The 17,639-nt window shown below is 62.8% G+C and carries 15 protein-coding genes; 7 read left to right on the plus strand and 8 right to left on the minus strand.

Going from position 1 to position 17,639, the window contains the following annotated elements; genetic code table 11:
* The first annotated feature begins 45 nt into the window (after positions 1-45).
* The gene (locus tag RPG13_RS02745) at positions 46-2,133 is read left to right on the plus strand and encodes a PAS domain S-box protein (protein WP_337124341.1); all 2,088 of its coding nucleotides are present in this window, start codon (positions 46-48) and stop codon (positions 2,131-2,133) included.
* A gap of 134 nt (positions 2,134-2,267) precedes the next feature.
* On the opposite strand, the gene RPG13_RS02750 is transcribed toward RPG13_RS02745, so the two are convergent.
* A complete protein-coding gene (locus RPG13_RS02750) occupies positions 2,268-2,678 on the minus strand; it encodes a hypothetical protein (RefSeq protein ID WP_095487107.1) in 411 nt (136 codons plus the stop codon).
* A gap of 432 nt (positions 2,679-3,110) precedes the next feature.
* Here RPG13_RS02750 and RPG13_RS02755 point away from each other — a divergent pair, with 432 nt between their 5' ends.
* On the plus strand, positions 3,111-4,313 hold the full coding sequence (locus tag RPG13_RS02755; protein WP_337124342.1) for an aromatic ring-hydroxylating oxygenase subunit alpha: 1,203 nt from the start codon (positions 3,111-3,113) through the stop codon (positions 4,311-4,313).
* A gap of 176 nt (positions 4,314-4,489) precedes the next feature.
* Here the strand turns inward: RPG13_RS02755 and RPG13_RS02760 are convergent, their stop codons facing one another.
* Both RPG13_RS02760 and RPG13_RS02765 read right to left on the minus strand, forming a co-directional pair.
* Positions 4,490-5,902, minus strand: coding sequence for an aminotransferase (locus RPG13_RS02760; RefSeq protein ID WP_337124343.1), 1,413 nt, complete (start codon positions 5,900-5,902; stop codon positions 4,490-4,492).
* Entirely contained in the window at positions 5,871-6,152 is a 282-nt protein-coding gene (locus RPG13_RS02765) for a hypothetical protein (protein ID WP_337124344.1), read from the minus strand. The genes RPG13_RS02760 and RPG13_RS02765 overlap by 32 nt, the downstream gene beginning before the upstream one ends.
* Before the next feature lie 60 nt (positions 6,153-6,212).
* Here RPG13_RS02765 and RPG13_RS02770 point away from each other — a divergent pair, with 60 nt between their 5' ends.
* The 3 genes from RPG13_RS02770 to RPG13_RS02780 are packed head-to-tail and all read left to right on the plus strand — an operon-like array spanning position 6,213 to position 9,094.
* Positions 6,213-7,130 carry an ABC transporter permease gene (locus RPG13_RS02770; RefSeq protein WP_126104646.1) on the plus strand — a complete coding sequence of 306 codons (918 nt, stop codon included), beginning with the start codon at positions 6,213-6,215 and terminating at the stop codon, positions 7,128-7,130.
* Between the two features lie 25 nt (positions 7,131-7,155).
* Positions 7,156-7,980 (plus strand): ABC transporter permease, encoded by an 825-nt coding sequence (locus tag RPG13_RS02775; RefSeq protein WP_095487113.1) that lies wholly within the window; start codon positions 7,156-7,158, stop codon positions 7,978-7,980.
* A gap of 40 nt (positions 7,981-8,020) precedes the next feature.
* Positions 8,021-9,094: an ABC transporter ATP-binding protein gene (locus RPG13_RS02780; protein ID WP_126104645.1), complete on the plus strand. Its 1,074-nt coding sequence runs from the start codon at positions 8,021-8,023 to the stop codon at positions 9,092-9,094.
* On the opposite strand, the gene RPG13_RS02785 is transcribed toward RPG13_RS02780, so the two are convergent.
* From RPG13_RS02785 to RPG13_RS02805, 5 genes are all read right to left on the minus strand, one after another.
* Complete coding sequence (locus RPG13_RS02785; RefSeq protein ID WP_126104644.1) at positions 9,058-10,368, minus strand: flavin monoamine oxidase family protein; 1,311 nt, start codon at positions 10,366-10,368, stop codon at positions 9,058-9,060. The two genes, RPG13_RS02780 and RPG13_RS02785, sit on opposite strands and share 37 nt — an antisense overlap.
* Positions 10,365-11,438, minus strand: a complete 1,074-nt coding sequence (locus RPG13_RS02790) for an extracellular solute-binding protein (protein WP_292637335.1) — start codon at positions 11,436-11,438, stop codon at positions 10,365-10,367. The genes RPG13_RS02785 and RPG13_RS02790 overlap by 4 nt, the downstream gene beginning before the upstream one ends.
* 114 nt (positions 11,439-11,552) lie before the next feature.
* Positions 11,553-12,635, minus strand: a complete 1,083-nt coding sequence (locus RPG13_RS02795) for an ABC transporter substrate-binding protein (protein ID WP_337124345.1) — start codon at positions 12,633-12,635, stop codon at positions 11,553-11,555.
* Positions 12,636-12,663: 28 nt separating this feature from the next.
* The gene (betI, locus tag RPG13_RS02800) at positions 12,664-13,380 is read right to left on the minus strand and encodes a transcriptional regulator BetI (protein WP_126104641.1); all 717 of its coding nucleotides are present in this window, start codon (positions 13,378-13,380) and stop codon (positions 12,664-12,666) included.
* A 6-nt stretch (positions 13,381-13,386) separates the two neighbouring features.
* A complete protein-coding gene (locus RPG13_RS02805; RefSeq protein WP_337124346.1) occupies positions 13,387-14,181 on the minus strand; it encodes a class I SAM-dependent methyltransferase in 795 nt (264 codons plus the stop codon).
* Between the two features lie 184 nt (positions 14,182-14,365).
* On the opposite strand from RPG13_RS02805, the gene RPG13_RS02810 reads away from it, so the two are divergent.
* Together RPG13_RS02810 and RPG13_RS02815 are read left to right on the plus strand one after the other, a co-directional pair.
* Positions 14,366-15,985 carry a phytoene desaturase family protein gene (locus RPG13_RS02810; RefSeq protein ID WP_292502301.1) on the plus strand — a complete coding sequence of 540 codons (1,620 nt, stop codon included), beginning with the start codon at positions 14,366-14,368 and terminating at the stop codon, positions 15,983-15,985.
* Positions 15,972-17,537, plus strand: a complete 1,566-nt coding sequence (locus tag RPG13_RS02815) for a phytoene desaturase family protein (protein ID WP_337124347.1) — start codon at positions 15,972-15,974, stop codon at positions 17,535-17,537. The genes RPG13_RS02810 and RPG13_RS02815 overlap by 14 nt, the downstream gene beginning before the upstream one ends.
* Positions 17,538-17,639 lie beyond the last annotated feature (102 nt).

Genomic DNA, 17,639 nt, shown 5'->3' on the forward strand with positions numbered 1-17,639 from the left:
CCGGCGTCACTCTGGCTTGGTACGATTCTGAAATGATGGCTGACCATGACGGTTGAAGCAGCACCCAGCGATATGCACGGCGTCAGGCAGGGCGCGGCGATGGCCGCTGTCCATGTCGTTCGCCGGCTTCGCGAAGCTGGCGACTGGCAGCGCGAGATGGACAGCATTCTTGAAACGCTCTGCGGGGCCATGGATTGCCAGCGCGGCATCCTGTTCCGGTTGCGCGAGTTGCCCGGCCAGGGGTTTGCCCAGTCGGTCGCGGCCTACTGGATCGATCCCCGATTTGGCGGCGAGCTGGCGTCGCCGACGATCATCATGCAGTCGGTCGTCAATTCGGACCCGCTGCTGGAACGGTTGGCGGAGGACGAGCGGCAAGGCAAGATCTTCGCCGGACACACGCGCGACCTCGAAGGCTTTCTGAGGACCGACTTCGAAAAGCAGCACATCAAGTCATTCCTGTCGGTGTCGGTCTTTGCGCATGGCCATTTGTGGGGCACGCTGGCGGTCAACGCCTGCGTGAACGAGCGTGAATGGACCGACGAGGAAGAGGCGACGCTGCACATCGTGGCACTGGCCATCGGCGACGCCATCGAACGATCGCTTTCCGATGCCCATGCCAGCGAAGTGATCCGCCGCACGATGCTGCAGGCTTCTCTCGACGCCATCATCGTCATCGACGAGACCGGTTCTATCATCGAATTCAATCCGGCCGCCGAAAAGATGTTCGGCTACCAGCGCAGCGGCATCCTCGGCAAGGACCTGCTCGACACCGTCGTTCCGGAATATTATCGCAAGGGCTATGTGTCGGGCGCCGAATACATGTCGGGCCGCGGCGCGCCGATGGTCGGCCAGCGGATCGAGACCGTCACCCAGAATGCGGCCGGCGAGGTCTTTCCGATCGAACTGACAGCGACCGAGATGCGAGTCGCCGACCGCCGCCTGATCTTCGGCTCGATCCGCGACCTGCGCGACAAATTGCGTGCCGAGGAAGAGATCGGCCGCCAGCGCGAAAAGCTGCACCAGAACGAGAAGATGGCGGCGATGGGCTCGCTGCTGGCCGGCGTGTCACACGAGCTCAACAACCCGCTTGCCGTGGTCGTCGCCCAGTCGACGCTGTTGCATGAATTCGCGTCTGACCCGCAGACCAAGGTGCGCGCCGAAAAGGTGCGCGCCGCCGCCGAGCGCTGCGGCCGCATCGTCAAGAGCTTCCTCTCGATGGTCCGCCTGCATCCCGCTTCGCAAGCCGAGACCGACCTCAACCAGGTGGTCCGCGCGGCACTCGAAGTGACCGCCTACGGCGCCAGGTCGAGCGGCATCATCATCGACACCGATTTCGCCAGCGGTCCGCTGCTGGCCATGGCCGATGCCGACCATGTGACGCAAGTGGCGGCCAATTTCCTCATCAACAGCCAGCACGCCTTGGCCGGCATTGCCGGCGACCGGCTGATCAAGGTCCGTACGTTTCGCGGCGACCGCGGCAATCCCGGATTTTCGGTCGAGGACAACGGGCTGGGCGTGCCGGAAGCGATACGCTCCCGCATCTTCGAATCCTACTTCACCACCAAGCCGGTCGGCGTCGGCACCGGCATCGGCCTGTCGATCTCGAAATCGATCATCGAACGCCACAATGGCAATGTCTGGTTCGAAGAAGTTCTGCCGAGGGGCGCCCGTTTCGTCGTCCAGTTGCCGGCGATCTCCGCCGGCGCGGCCATCGCCGGCGAAAGCCCGGCGCGCTCGAGCGGATTGCGTCATGCCCTGATCATCGACGACGAGCCGGATGTCGCGGCATCGCTGTCCGACATTCTGGAGTTAATGGGCATCAAGTCGCGGGTCGTGCCGGCCTGGGCATCGGCCGCTGCGACCTTGAACGGCCATATGCCGCCGGACATCGTTTTTTCCGATCTGCGCATGCCCGGCATCAGCGGCATCGCCATCTATCGCGAGCTGCTCGCCGAAAAACCTGATCTGGCGCGGCGTTTCGTGCTGGTCACCGGCGATCTGATCGGTGCGAAAGCCGAAATCGAGGCGTTGCCTGCGCCGCAGCGGCCGCAGATCCTGGAAAAGCCGTTCAGCACGCTGGACGTGCGCGGCGTGCTCTCGGCCATTGCCGAGCAGGCCGCCTTGGGCAGCTAGAACTTCGGACCGGTGGAAACCGGTTTTGGAAAAATCCGATTCTCAACAAAGAGCTAGCGCCCGGAGAAAAAAGACTCCCGACCGACGATGCGGTGGGAGCCTGCCTGGAGCGCTGGAGGGTCGCTCGGGGGGCATCAAAAAACGTTCGGCGTATCGGTGGCTGGCGCGGCATTGGCGATCACGCGGACCGTGCGAGCCTTGTGGATGCCGGACTGCTCGGCGATGACGCGCAGGCAGTCCGCACTCTCGGCGCCCCAGGCCTGCCCTTTGCAGACAAAATCGATCTCCGGCATCGGCAGGCGCGCGGTCTTGGTCGTGGTCGGCGCGCCGTCGACGATGTTTGCCGGCGGGTTTAGTGAAGCGAAGGCTGGGCCAACGGTCGGCGCGAACGCCATGCCGACGAATGCGGCGGCGGCCAGCACCGCGAACAGCGCCATCGGATGGTCGTTGGCGCGTTGGCGCAGCGCCAGCTTTGGCCGGCGGTCGTTGCGCTCCGGCGCCTGCACACGGCGGTCATTGTAGGCAGTCTGGATTTTCGTATACATCGCCGTTCCCTTCGTTGATTTTCTTTTTCTGTTGAAACGAACGTACTCGCGCTTTGTAACAAGCCAACGATGACGCGCATCCGGCAATGTAACGGGCAAGAAACCGGTTTTTCGGCATCTTGGGCAAAACCGGTTCGAGCATCGGCGGACATCGGAATTGCCCTGAAAACAGGCGAGCCCTGGGCTGTTTTTTTCCATCTTCGGGAGCCATGTTTCCCACGCGGCTCTCATGGCTCAAGCCGAGATAAGACGTCTATGCGAACCTTGGCTAACACCCGGAATTTTCGAGATTTCTCAAGCCTTGAGCGTTTGGCTTCCGACAAACAACGTCGGAAGATTTCGCAGCAAGAACTTGATCAATTTCGACAAGCCATTGCAATTCAATGGAAAATATGCTTTTATTGAATGAGCATTCAACAAATGAGAGCTTTTATGAACCCGCACCTCCGCGACGTGGCGATCCCCAACAATTGGGACCGGCGTGGCCTGCCGGCTTGGAGTTATCATTCCGACGCCCTGCTCGAACTCGAGAAAGAATACGTCTTCTGCAACCATTGGCAGATCGCCGGCCACATCTCCGACCTGCCGAACGCCGGCGACTATCTGACCATGGACGTGGTCGGCGAGCGGGCGCTGATCGTGCGCGGCAAGGACGGCGTCGTCCGCGCCTTCAACAACATGTGCCGCCATCGCGGCAGCCGCGTCGTCGCCGATAGCCAAGGCACCTGCAAGAATGCTCTGGTCTGCCCTTTCCACGGCTGGGTCTATAATCTCGACGGCACACTGCGGGGCGCCGCCCGTCCGCGTTCTTTCCCCGATCTCGACAAGACTGAATTCGGCCTGATGCCGCTCGACCTCGAGATCTGGATGGGTCTCATCTTCATCCGCTTCCGCAAGGGTGGCCCGCAGCCGTCGGTGGCCGAGCTCCTGAAGCCGATCGAGGCCGAGATCGCCCACTATGGCGTCGCCGAGATGGTGCCGTCCTGGGGCATCTGGACCCAGAAGAGCCCGGTCAACTGGAAGTCGGTGCGCGACGTCGACAATGAAGGCTACCACGTTGCCATGGCGCATCCCGCATTGCAGGACCTTTACGGCGCGACCTATTTCGACGAGCCGTTCATCAATGGCGTGTCGCGTTCCTTCGCCACTTACAATCCGCATGCCGGACGGCGCTGGAGCGTCGGGCAATACATCAAGATCGCGCCCGTGGCGACGCGTCTGCCGGAACACCTGCGCAAGGCCTGGATCTATTACGGCATCTTCCCTAACAACGCGCTGTCGATCATGCCGGAATCCGTGCAGTTCTATCAGGAGTTTCCGCTATCGACCGGCGAGACGCTGCTGCGCGGCGCCATCTACCGCTACCCCGACGAGACCAGGGGGCAGGCAGCGGCACGCTATCTCGCCTACCGCATCGATCGCGACACCATGAACGAGGACGTGCAGCTTTCCGTGTGGTCCAACGAATCCATGCTATCGGAAGCCTTCGGCGGCTTCTATCTCTCCGACCTCGAATATGGCGTGCGCACCCACCACGACCATCTGCGCAAGCAAATCCCCGTGCTCGGGCTGGAAACGGCGCCGGAGGAAAAGGATATGTGGGCGCTCAACGACGCGCTGCGGTCGAAGTCGTAAAGGCGAGACGGAGAAGCTGCCGATCTCCCCCCTTGCGGGGGAGATGGCCGGCAGGCCAGAGGGGGTCGCCCCACATAGAGCGCCAACCTCCATCTACCGCAGTAGGTCGCGTCCGGTCGAACCGACCCCCTCTGTCGCCTTCGGCGACATCTCCCCCTCAAGGGGGAGATCGGCTGTCACCCTTGCCACACCCCTTCCTTCCGCAAATCGTCCATCGTGCGCGAAATGCCTTCGCGCAGGATCGACACCATGTCATCGATCTGCTCTCGCGTAATGATCAGCGGCGGCGACATCACGCACATGTTGATCAGCGGCCGAACCAGCAGCCCAAGTTCATGGCAATGCGCATCGATGCGCTTGCCGACATCCTTGTCGAGCTGCAGCGGATCCTTGCTTTCGCGATCGGCGACGCACTCGACGCAAGCCATCAGCCCGAGGCCTCGCACTTCGCCGACCAGCGGCAGCTCTTCCAGCGTCTTCAGTTGCGCCTGGAAATAGGGCGCAACCTCACGCGCGTGCGTCAGCACGCTTTCTTCCAGGATATCGAGGTTCTTCAGCGCCACTGCACAACCGACCGGATGGCTGGTGTAGGTCAATCCATGGCCGAACATGGCGTCCGGATGGTTTGAGCGGCGCAGCTGCTCGAGAAGCCGTTCCGAGATGATGACGCCGCCAAGCGGGAAATAGCCTGACGTGACGCCCTTGGCAAAGGTGATCATATCAGGATCGATGCCGAACATATCGCCGGAAGCAAAGACATGGCCAAGCCGGCCGAAGGCGGTGACCACCTCGTCGGAAACATAGAGGATGTCGTTGTCGCGGCAGATTTGGCGGATGCGCTTGAGATACCCGTCAGGCGGCACGATGACGCCGCCGGACGCCTGCACCGGTTCGCCGACGAACGCGCCTATCCTGTCGGCGCCAACACGGCCGACAGTATCGCGGAATTCGTCGACCAGGACATCGGTGAAGGCTGAAATACTCATGCCGCGCGGACGGCGGAACGGATCGGGCGACGACAGCTTGACGACCAGATCGTCGGCGCCGTCCATCCAGTCGCGATCGCGCGGGCGCCCGTTGAGCGAGGCCGACAGATAGGTTGAGCCATGATAGGCGCCGCCCCGGCTCAGGATCAGCTTCTTTTCCGGGCGGCCGCGGACATTGTTGTAGAACTGCATGAAGCGCAGCGCCGTCTCCACGGCCGAGGAGCCGCCGGTGGTGAAGAAGACATGGTTGAGATCGCCCGGCGCATGACCGGCGATGTGCGTGGCGAGTTCCGCTGACGGCGCGTTCATCGTGTACCACGGCGTGTTGTAGGACAGCGCCATCGCCTGATCGTACATCACCCGCGCCAATTCCTCGCGGCGGTGGCCGATATTGACACACCACATGCCGGCCGGCCCGTCGATCAGCTTTTTGCCGGTGCCGTCGGTGATGTAGATGCCGTCACCCTCACCGATCAGGGCGCGCGCCTCTGCGCCGACCGAGCCGGCGAACGGCCAGGGCTGGACGAGGTGGCGCTTGGCCAGCTCGACGGCATGGCTAGGCCCAGCCGTTTCAGTCGCCCTCAAATCTCTTGCAGCCGCCATCGTTGCCTCGCATCGTTTCATCGCAAATTTCATCGGACTGAATTTCGGCGCCAAGCACCGGAAAACCCGGCTTTCTTGGCACAATTTTGACTGTCCGTTCAATCAACATTGCAGAAATAGCGCTTGATTTCAATCCACGGATGCGCGCATGATGAAAGAAAGCCGGCAAGCTCGGAGCGCGATCCGCGATGGCGCCCTGGGTACAAAATTGGGAACAAACAGCCGGTGCGCTAGCAATGGGACGCCGCATGGCAGGACAATCCGCGCCAGCAACCGAGATCACGCCCAGGGCCCTGCCCGAGGGCCCGCAATGACGGCGGCTGCAGAAGGATCGCCCACGTTTGGCATGACGCGGGCCAGGCGAAACGCCCTTCTGCAGTCCGAACCCGTCCAGGGCTTTGCCCTGATCAGCCCGACCTTTCTCTACGCGCTCGTGCTTCTGGTGCTGCCGATATTGGTCGTCGTCGCGCACTCCTTCTGGACGCAGAACTACCTGACCATCGATCGCACCTTCACGCTGGAAAACTACCGAGTTGCGCTGACCGAGCCGATCTATCGCGACCTGCTCTGGCGCTCGCTCTACATCTCGCTGATGGTGAGCTTCTTCACGGTGGTCCTCGCCTATCCGATCGCCTACTTCATCTCGTTCCATGGCGGCCGCCACAAGAGCCTGTGGCTGTTCCTGATCACCATACCGTTCTGGACCAGCTATCTGCTGCGCGTGATGTCGTGGAAGGTCATCCTCGGCTACAATGGCGTGCTCAATTCCGGCCTGATGGGTCTTGGCGTCATCGACGAGCCGTCGACCGCGCTGCTTTACAATTCGAGCGCCGTCATCATCACGCTGACCCACGCCTGGGCGGCCTTCGCAATACTGCCGATCTTCGTCTCGCTGGAAAAAATCGACCGCACGCTGGTCGAAGCGGCCAAGGATCTCGGCGACGGTCCCATTCGCTCCTTTCTGCGCGTGACGCTGCCGCTGTCGACGCCCGGCATCATCTCGGCGGCGCTGATCGTCATGATCCCGACCGTCGGCGACTATGTCACGCCGAAGCTTGTCGGCGGCAAGGACGGCGTCATGATCGCCAACGCCATCCAGGCGCAGTTCGGCAAGGCCTCCAACTGGCCGCTTGGCGCCGCGCTTTCGGTCACCACGATGCTGATCGTGACCCTGATGGCCGGCGCCACCGTGCTGGTCATCCGCGCCGCCCAGAGGCTAGCACGATGACGGCTGGCACGATGAGGCTGGCGCGATGACGGCGATGCGGCGCTTCCTGGCCAGCGGCTGGCTGTCGACCTATGCGTTCCTCTATGTCGTTTTCCTCTACCTGCCGGTCATCTTCCTGCCGATCTTTTCGGTCAACAGCGCCGCGACGCCGAAATTCCCGCTCTCCGGCTTCACCCTCAAATGGTATGAGGACCTGCCACGCACGCCGGCGCTGCTTGACGCTGCCTGGAACAGCCTGGTCGTCGGCGTATCGGCTTCCATCCTCTCCACCGTGCTCGGCATTCTCGCCGCCCGCTCGATCACCCGTTATCGCTACCCCGGCCGCCGTGCCATCAACGGCCTGATCATGGCGCCGCTGGTGCTGCCCGAAATCATCGTCGCCATCTCTATGCTCCTGGTGATACTGCAACTGGGTTTGAGCCTGTCGCTGTTCACCATCGTGCTCGGCCACGTCCTGATCTGCATTCCTTATTCGATGACCGTGCTGACCGCCGGCTTCGAGGGCTTCGACCGCAGCCTGGAGGAAGCCTCCGCCGATCTCGGCGAGAGCGCCTTCGGCACCTTTAGACGGGTGACGCTGCCGATGGTGGCGCCGGCCATCATTTCCAGCCTGCTCGTCTGCTTCACCATCTCGCTCGATGAGTTCATCATCGCCTTCTTCCTGACCGGCACCGAGGCGACGCTGCCGATCTATATCTGGGGCCAGTTGCGCTTCGCCTCGAAGCTGCCTGGCGTGCTGGCGCTGGGCACGCTCTTGCTGGCTGCTTCCTTCCTGCTGATGACCATCGCTGAAATCCTGCGCCGCCGCGCGGCAAGGCGCACTCAGAACGAGGGAGGCCTCCATGCCTAAGCCGCCTCAAGCCGAACGATCCCACCAAACCGAACGACCAATGATCGAGATTCGCAACGTCACCCGCAACTATGGGTCGTTCAAGGCGCTAGACGACGCCTCGCTGACCATCAAGGAGGGCGAATTCTTCTCGCTGCTCGGCCCGTCAGGCTGCGGCAAGACCACGTTGTTGCGCATGATCGCCGGCTTCGACAATCCGACCAGCGGCTTGATCTCGGTCGACGGTCAGTCGATGGAGGGCATCCCGGCCAATCGCCGGCCAACCAACATGGTGTTTCAGAGCTATGCGATCTTCCCGCATCTCAATGTCGAGCAGAACGTCGCCTATGGGCTGAAGCGGTTGAGGCTCGAACGGTCGGAAGAAAAGCGCCGCGTCGAAGAGGCGCTGGACCAGGTGTCGCTGACCGGCCTCGGCAAGCGCCTCGCCACCGAGCTGTCCGGCGGCCAGCGCCAGCGCGTGGCGCTGGCCCGCGCGCTGGTGATGCGGCCCAAGGTGCTGCTGCTCGACGAGCCGCTGTCGGCGCTGGACAAGAAGCTGCGCGAGCAGATGCAGGTCGAGCTGCGCCGCCTGCAGCAGGCGGTCGGCATCACCTTCGTCCTGGTCACGCACGACCAGTATGAGGCGCTGGCGATGTCGGACCGCATCGCCGTGATGTTCGGCGGCAGGATCGCGCAGGTCGCTTCGCCCAAGGAGATCTACCAGCGGCCGGTCAACCGTCAGGTCGCCGACTTCCTCGGCGGCATGAATTTCGTCAAGGCCGAGATCGTCGAGGAGAACGGCGCTTCGCTGGTCCTCGACACGCTGGGCTTCGGCCGCGTCAAAACCGACAAGCCTAGGGCTTTCGTCCGCAATGGCGGCGCTGCGACGCTCGGCATCCGGCCGGAGCGTCTGCGCGTGTTGTGGGACAACGCCACGGCGAAGTTCGAGGTGGCCGGCAAGGTGGTGGAGCGCCATTACTTCGGCGAGATCACCCATCTGATCGTCGAGATCCCGGGATTGGAAAAGCCGCTTTCGGTGACCGAAACCAACGATTTCGGCGCCGACGACATACCGGTCGGCACCTCGATCCGCCTCGCCTACGATCCCGAGGCGCTGGTGGCGATGGCAGACTGAAGGCCCGAGATGATCTTTCGTGCAGCGATGCGCCCAGCCATAACAGCGCCCTCAATGTAGCCCGGGAATGACGGCGACAGTTCGGACGCGGCGAAATGCAGTGGCTGCGCGCCGGCAAGGATGATGCGTTCGGCATCGGTCGCCGTCGCATCGACGATAAGATCGCTGTAGCCGCCGCCGCTCCAGCGATCATGCGTCCAGTCGCGATAGCTGAAATCGAGCATGTCGGCGGCCTCCGTGCCGAGCGCATCCTTCAGCCTCGTCGTCACCTCGGCGCGCAATGCCGTGTCGCCGAGCTCACGCCAGCGCAGGGCCAGCGGCCCGCCGACGAAGACGACCAGCGCGGCATGGTCGTTGTCCTTGCTCACGTCGCAGGCAAACAGCCCTGGCAGGTCGCGCCACATCACCACGCCGCTCAGACCTCTTGCACGCCAGAAGGCGCTGGGATAGCGCACCAGCACTTTGATCACCGCGCCGCTTTGCCAGACACCGAGCGCCCTTCTCAGGCCAGCCGGCAGCGGCGGTGCAAAGTCCAGCTTCGAGGCCGTCATCGGCGGCACCGCGACCAGGGCCGACCGCGCTTCGACCACACCCATCGCCGAGGCGAGACGAACCCCTTCCGGCCCGTGCTCGATGGTTCCGACCGGCGTGTTCAGCCGCACGCGATCACCGAGGTCGCCGGCCAGATCGTCCGCCAGCGACTGCATGGTTTCACGCACGAAATATTGCAGCTCCGAAACCTCGTTGGTGATGCGACGGTCATTGTCGATCAGGTGCCACAGCGGCAGCTTTTCGAGCGCCTGGCACCACAAGCCCTCGATCATCGAACGGAAGGCCGCCTTGGCCTGGTCGGGATCAGGCTGACGGTCGAGCCATTCCGCGACGGTCAATCCGGCAATATCAGGCTCGTCCGGCGCGATCGCATTCATCCGGTCGCGAATCGCCATCGAGCCCAGGTAAGCTCGGTCGGCTTGCTGAGCGCTCATCCGCGGTTGCGTGATGAATTCCCCCTTTACATAGGTCTCAACCAGCGTCTTGCCGCGAGCCTCGACCAGCGCCATCAGTTCCGGCATGTCCTCGCACAGGAATTGGCCACCGCTGTCAACGCGCTCGCCGAGGCCGATCTCCATTGACTCAACCCGCCCGCCGACACGGTCGCGCGCTTCGAGCAGCAGGAAATCGACGCCGGCCTTCTTTAGTTCCAGCGCCGCCGACAGGCCGGTGAAACCGGCGCCGACGATGACGACATCGGTTCGTTCGATCCCGCTCTTCAATAGCCGGCCTTGATCTTCTCGAACTCCTCGATCATCCGCTGCTTGAACTCCGGCGCCACCGGCTGCTGGAACAAGGTCTTGTCGAGGAATTTGTCGAGATTGTCGAAGCCCCGCTCGGCCAACAGCTTGGGCTCGATCGCTTCCATGCCGGCGCCGTTGCCATGACCATAGCCGAATGTCGTGACCATGTAGCCTGACACATCAGGCGCATTGACGGCGTTCAGGAAATCATAGGCGTGGTCGAGATTGCCCGGCGCGTCCTTCATCAGCACATAACCGCACACCCAGGTCGACAGGCCCTCCTTGGTGTTGCGGTTCATGGCGATCGGCACGCCTTGGCCCTTGAGCGTCACAAACGTCTCGTTCCAGCCCCAGGCCAGATCGACCTCGTTGCCGGAGAAGGCCTGATTGATGTCGGTATCGTCGGTCCAGTAGAAGCGGATGTTCTTGTGCACCTGGCGCAGGAAATCGGACGCCTCCTTGAACTGCGCATCGGTCATCTTGGTCCAGTCCTTCAACCCGATGACGAGGCTTGCCAGTGCATAGGCGTCGTCGACATTGTCGCCTATGGTGACGCGCCCTTTGAATTTCGGATCAGAGAAGATCCGCAGCGACTGCGCTTGTTCCGCCGTCACGTTGTCGGTGCGATAGAGCAGCGATGTGTTGCCCCAGTCGAAAGGCATGAACCAGGCCTTGCCGTCGGCGGCAGTAGTGAGATCCTTCATCGCCATGATGCCGGGATTGAGGTCTTTCCAGCCGGCGATGCGGCTGGTGTCGAGCGGCTGCAGCATGCCGGCCTCGCGCCACTTCACCACGCTTTGCGAGCAGGGGTGCGCAATGTCGGCCCTGAAGCCGGCCCGCATCTTCTGGAAGGCCTCGTCCTCGTCACCAAAGAAAGCGAAGGTCGGTTCAGTGCCGTATTTGACGACGTAGGCCGGATGGAGCAGCGGATCCTCGTAGCCCGACCAGTCGAACACGACGAGGTCGCCCCCGTCCGCCGCAACGGCGAGGGCAGCTGGGCCGATCGTGCATGCGGCCGCAACGGCAAGGCGGCGAAGCATGGAACCCATGGCGCGAAACTCCTCATCGTGGGAAGTGGCGCAGCGACGTTACGGAATTTCAGTGACCTTGGCGAGCCCGCCTGCCCGCCGGTTTGGTGGGCAGGCGAGATAGGTAAAACAAGCTCAATAGCCGGCTTTGATCTTCTCGAACTCGGCGATCATCTTGAGCTTGAGATCCGATGGAACCGGCGCCTGGAACAGCGTCTTGTCGATGAATTTCTGCACGTCGTCGTAGCCCTTTTCCTTCAGCACGGCCTGATCGACAGCGGCCATGCCCTTGGCGTTGGCCTGGCCATAGCCCCAGTCCTTGACCAGGATGTTGGCGACTTCCGGATCGTTGACGGCATTGAGATAATCATAGGCCTTGTCGGTATTCCCCGGCGCATCCTTGAACAGCACATAGCCGCAGACCCAGGTCGAAATCCCCTCTTCGGTATCCTTCTTGGCCTTGATCGGCACGCCGGCGGCTACCGACTGCACCGTCGCGTCGTTCCACGCCCAGGCAAGGTCGACCTCGCCGCCGCTCAACAGCTGGACGATATCGGTGGAATCGGTCCAATAGGAGCGAACATTCTTGTGCACCTGGCGCAGGAAGTCCGACGCCTGCTTGAACTGGTCGTCGGTCATCTTTGTCCAGTCCTTGAGCCCGATCGCCAGCGAGGCCAGCGCATAGGCGTCGTCGACATTGTCGCCGATGGAAACCCTGCCCTTGAACTTGGGATCGGCCAAGGCCTTCAGCGACTGGACGTCCTTCTCATCGACCTTGTCGGAATTATAGGTCAGCTGCGAGTTGCCCCAGTCCCAAGGCATGAACCAGGCCTTGCCGTCGGCGGTGGTAGCGAGATCCTTCATCGCCATGATACCGGGATTGAGGTCTTTCCAGGCCGATATCTTCGAGGTATCGAGCGGCTGCAGCAGCCCCGCCTCACGCCATTTCACCACGCTTTGCGAGCAGGGATGGCCGAGATCGGCCTTGAAGCCTGAACGGGCTTTTTCGAACGCCTCGTCCTCATCGCCGAAGAAGGTGAAGGTCGGCGAATCGCCGTTCTTCTCGACATATTTCTGGTGGAAACCGGGATCCTCATAGCCGGACCAGTCGAACACGATCAGGTCCTTGTCCGCGGCAACCGCAAGCGTTGCGACCGAAGCCGCCAGCACACCAGTCAGTGCCAATGTCAGTGTCAGGCGTCGGGCCATGGTCTTCATTGCTGTTCCATCCTCTTTTTTTGATTGTTCATGCAGTCTTGTCGCTGCCGGCTGTTGGCCACGGATAATGCTTTGGAAATGCCGCCGACAGGAACTCGTTCGCCGCCTGCAGCGCGGTTTCGCGGGTGACGTCCTCTGTTCCCATCATCAGGCGCAGCCACAGACCCTCCAGCATGGCACTGAGCGCCAGCGCCATGACTTGCGGCTCGAAGGCATAGCCGCCGCTTTGCTTGAGCGTCGCGCAAAGATCGATGAAGACTTTCTGATAGGCCGCGTCGCGCGCGCCGCACAGCGCCTGATAAGTCGGGCGCGACTTGGCCTCACCCCAGAAGGCGCACCAGGCGGCCAGCTTGCGCTTGTTGCAGATCGAGCGGTCGAAATCGGCGGCAACCAGAGCCTGCAACTGGCGGGCAGGATCGTCGCCAGCCTTGGTGAGGGCAGCGCGCCAGTGCGCGGCATATTCGTCGGCCATGTATGCTAACGTGGCGACGAGCAGCTTCTCCTTGCTCTCGAAGTGAAAGTTGACGATCCCGCGCGACAGGCCGGCGCCATCGGCGACATCGGCCATCGTCGTCTCCGAATAGCCGCGCTTGGCCAGCGAGTCGATTGTCGCCTCGATCAGCTGCAGCTGCCTGACCTCCTTCGACGCCTTGCGACCGCGCTTTTCGGGCTCGTGTCTGCGCGCGGATTCGAGGAGGGCCTCCCTGGCCTCGGCTGTCTTCATGGGCGTGATGGTCTCCAGCATCGCCAGCTATCCAACCGGCTTTCGACCGCGAAGATGAGTGGGACGGTGCTCGCCGCTGTCAAGAACCTTCTGCATGGCTTCCCAGGTTCGTATGTTCTTGTCGACATAGGCCGCACCGACCGCAGCCACAACCGCCGGGTAGAGCGGGCCCTTGAGGCGCTTCAATTCCTCCCGCGCGACGTCGCGATACCAGGGATTGCGGTCATGCACCGTGACGTCTGCAAAGCCTGCCCGGCGCATCGCCGCGGCATAGCGGGCCGGCGATGCCATGGCGAAGGACAGGCCTTCCGCGGCGACATAGGCCTTCATCTCAGGCGACGGCTCGCCGTCGTGCGAGATCATCCAGTTCGATGCCGCGAAGACACCGCCCGGCTTCAGCACGCGAAAGATTTCGGCCAACAAGGTTTCCTTGTCAGACACATGCAGCAGCGCATCCTTCGAGAAAATGACGTCGAAGGAACTGTCGGCGAAGGGCAACGGCCCGGGCGGCGTCTGGACGAAATTGGCGCGACCGGAAAGCCCGCGTGCGGCCGCTCTTTGCCTGGCCATCTCGATCACCGGCGGCTCGACATCGAAGCCTGTAACGTGGGCAGCGCCATGGCGCTCGAGCAGATGCAGCGTGATGCCGCCCGAGCCGCAACCTATGTCGAGGATCGTCTTGCCCTCGAGCGCGAGGCCCTCGACAACCCGGTCGACCTCATCCGGCCCGCCAGGCGACAGATAGCCGTCGCCCCACAGCGCCTCGAGGAAGCGGATGGCAGTGTCGTCATACTCCGGCTCGGCATCTACCGTTTCGATCATCAGACCTCAGTCCAAAGCCCATATCGAATGTTGGCAAAGCCTAGCGGATTAACGCGAAAACGCAACATCATTTGTTGAACATTCATTCAAAATGGCTGGACAATACGGCGACAGCCATGCCAGATTTCGCGTATTCGGGATCGATCACACGAAGCGGTCGGGCAGAAATGAAGGCTGAGCCAAGATGAAATCCTGGGATGCGATCGTCATCGGTGGCGGCCACAACGGTCTGGTCAATGCCTGCTATCTGCAGCGCGCCGGGCTCGACGTGCTGGTCGTGGAGAAGAACGGCTGGGTCGGCGGCGCCGCCACCAGCAGGGAATTGACGCCCGGCTTCCTCTATTCCAACTGCTCCTATGTCTGCTCGCTGTTTCGCCCCGAGATCATGCGCGACCTCGAACTGCCGCGCTTCGGCCTGCAGGTGATTTCCTACGAGGGCGGCGCGGTGTTCACCCGCGACGGCGACTACCTCGCCAACTACCGCGACCACGATGCCCACCGGCGCGAATTCGCCCGCTTCTCCAGGCGCGACGCGGAAGCCTATGACCGCTATTCCCGTGACGTGACGCGGCAGTGCCGCTTCATCCAGCCATTGCTGATGCGCACTGCACCCGACCCGACCAGTTTCCGGCCACGCGACCTCGGCGAACTTCTGTATCTGGGCAGAAAGTTCGCCGGGCTCACGCCTGAGGAAATGGCGCTGACGCTGCGCTTCTGGACCATGTCGATCTCGGACTTCCTCGACGAATATTTCGAGACCGATGTCATCAAGGCGAATTTCGCGCTGTCCGGCATCATCGGCACTGCGCTCGGCCCGATGTCGCCGGGCACCGCCTATGTGCTGCTGCATCACTATATGGGCGAGGTCGACGGCTCCGTCGGCGCCTGGGGCTATGCGCGCGGCGGCATGGGCGCCGTCACCAAGGCGCTTGCCGCGAGCTTCCAGGCCTCCGGCGGCACCATCCGCACCGGCGCCGAGGTCGATCATGTGCTGATCCAGCGCGGCAGGGCCAAAGGCGTCATGCTGGCCGACGGCGAGGAGATTTATGGCAAGCTCGTCGTCTCCAACGCCGATGTGAAACGCACTTTCCTCAAGCTGGTCGAGGAAAAGGAACTGCCCGACGTCTTCCTGCGCCGAGTCAGGAATTTCAAGATCCGCGGCTCGTCGGGCAAGGTCAACATCGCGCTGGATTCGCTGCCCGAATTCCCGGCGCTGCCGAAGGATTCGCCGGTCTATCGCGGCGATATGCATTTCACCGATTCGATGGAGCGCATGGAGCGCGCCTATGACGACTGGAAGGCCGGACGCTGGTCGGCCGACCCTTTCCTCGACATGGTGATCCCGACGACGCTCGACCCGACCATGGCGCCGCCTGGCAAGCACTTCATGAGCTGCTTCGTGCAGTACGCGCCACCGAAGGTGAACGGCCGCGACTGGACCGACGCCGACCGCGATGGTTTTGCCGAAAGCGTGATTTCGCAGATCGCCGAGTATTCGCCGGGCTTCCGCGACCGCATCGTCCATATGGAGGTGCGCACGCCGCGTGAGATCGAGGCCGAGGTCGGCCTCACCGAAGGCAATATCTTCCAGGGCGAACTGACCTTCGACCAGCTGCTGTTCAACCGCCCGGTGCCGGGCTACGCGCAATACCGCTCGCCGGTCACGGGGCTCTATATGTGCGGGTCCTCGACCCATCCCGGCGGCGGCGTCATGGGCGCGCCCGGTCGCAATGCAGCGGCCGAAATCCTGCGCGACCTTGCCAAGCCGACTAAGCATATGAGCCCGGCCCATGACGTTATTTGATGTTGTTGTCATCGGCGGCGGCCACAACGGCCTCGTCGCTGCCGCCACGCTGGCGAAAGCCGGCCGCAAGGTGCTGGTGTTGGAAGCCGCCCGAGACGTCGGCGGCGCGGCGCGCACCGAGGAGTTCGCGCCGGGTTTTCGCGTCTCCTCAATCGCTCACCTGCTGAACCGTCTTCACCCCGAAGTGGTGAAGACGCTGGAGTTGGAGAAGCACGGCCTGCAATTCGCGCGCGACGACTTCGTGCCGTCCGTGGCGCTGTCGAAAGACGGCCCGTCGCTTGTCCTGCACGGCGCCTATGGCGAGGTGCTGACCGGCGCCAGTTCCTCCGAGCAGACCGCCTGGAAGGAGCTGCGTGCGCAACTGCTGCGCTACGCCGGCATCCTGAAGCCGTTCCTTGCACGCCGGCCGCCCGACCTCGGCAGCATGTCGCTGCTTGAGACGGCATCGCTCGGTCAGACCGCGCTGGCATTGAAGAAGCTTGGTAAGGAGGATATGCGCGATTTCCTGCGCGTGCTGCTGATGAACGTTGCCGACCTGCTCGATGAACAGCTTGCCGATATCAGGCTGAAGGGGCTGCTCGCCTTCGATGCCACGCTCGGCAGCCATCTCGGCCCGCGCTCGCCGACCTCGCTGCTCGGTCTCTACTTTCGGCTGGCAGGCGAGGCAGGCGGCACAGCCGGCGCGCAGGTTCTGCCAAAGGGCGGCATGGGTGCTGTCATTTCAGCCATCCGCGCTGCAGCGGAAAAGGCAGAGGTGACCATCCGCACGGCGACTCCGGTGGCAAGGATAATCGTCGAGAAAGGCTGCGCCGTCGGCGTTGTGCTGGCCAGCGGCGAGATGCTCCGCGCCAAGACGATCGTCTCCGCCATCAATCCGGCGACCGCTTTTTTCGATCTTGTCGGGCCGCGCGAGTTAGACACAGGCTTCGTGCGCAAGATGAAAAATATCCGCATGAAGGGCGATGCGGCGAAGCTGCATCTGGCGCTCGACCGGCCGCCGCAATTCACCGGCGTCGATGCCGCCGGCCACAAGGGCCGTCTGGTGATCGCGCCCTCGCCCGATCATGTCGAGCGCGCCTTCAATCCATCGAAGTACGGCGAGTTCTCGCCGGAGCCGGTGATGGAGATCACGCTGCCCAGCCTTGCCGACTTGTCGCTGGCGCCGGACGGCGCCTGTGTGCTGTCTGCGGTCGTGCAGTATGCGCCCTATGCGCTGAAAGAAGGCTGGAGCGTTGGCAAGCCGAAATTCCTCAAGGCGATCATGGCTCAATTGGAGACCTCTGCGCCGGGAATCAGCAAGACTGTGCTTCATGCAGAGCTGCTGACACCGGCCGACATCGAGGCGCGCTACCGGATGCCGGGCGGTCACTGGCATCACGGTGAACTGCAGGCCGACCAGATGCTGATGTCGCGCCCCGTCTCCGGCTGGTCGGGCTACGACACGCCGATCGACGGGCTGTTTCTCGCCGGCGCCGGCTCGCATCCGGGCGGCGGCGTTTCCGGCGCGCCCGGCTTGAATGCCGCGCGGCGCATTATTGGGATGAAGGGGTAGGCATGAATACTCAATCGGCCAAGGCCGTGCTCTACGGCGCCCCCCTCTGTCCTGCCGGACATCTCCCCCACTTGGGGGGAGATTGGCCGCCATCCCGACTTT

It is taken from the genome of Mesorhizobium sp. ISC15, assembly GCF_037162615.1.
GTDB classification, from domain to species: domain Bacteria; phylum Pseudomonadota; class Alphaproteobacteria; order Rhizobiales; family Rhizobiaceae; genus Mesorhizobium; species Mesorhizobium mediterraneum.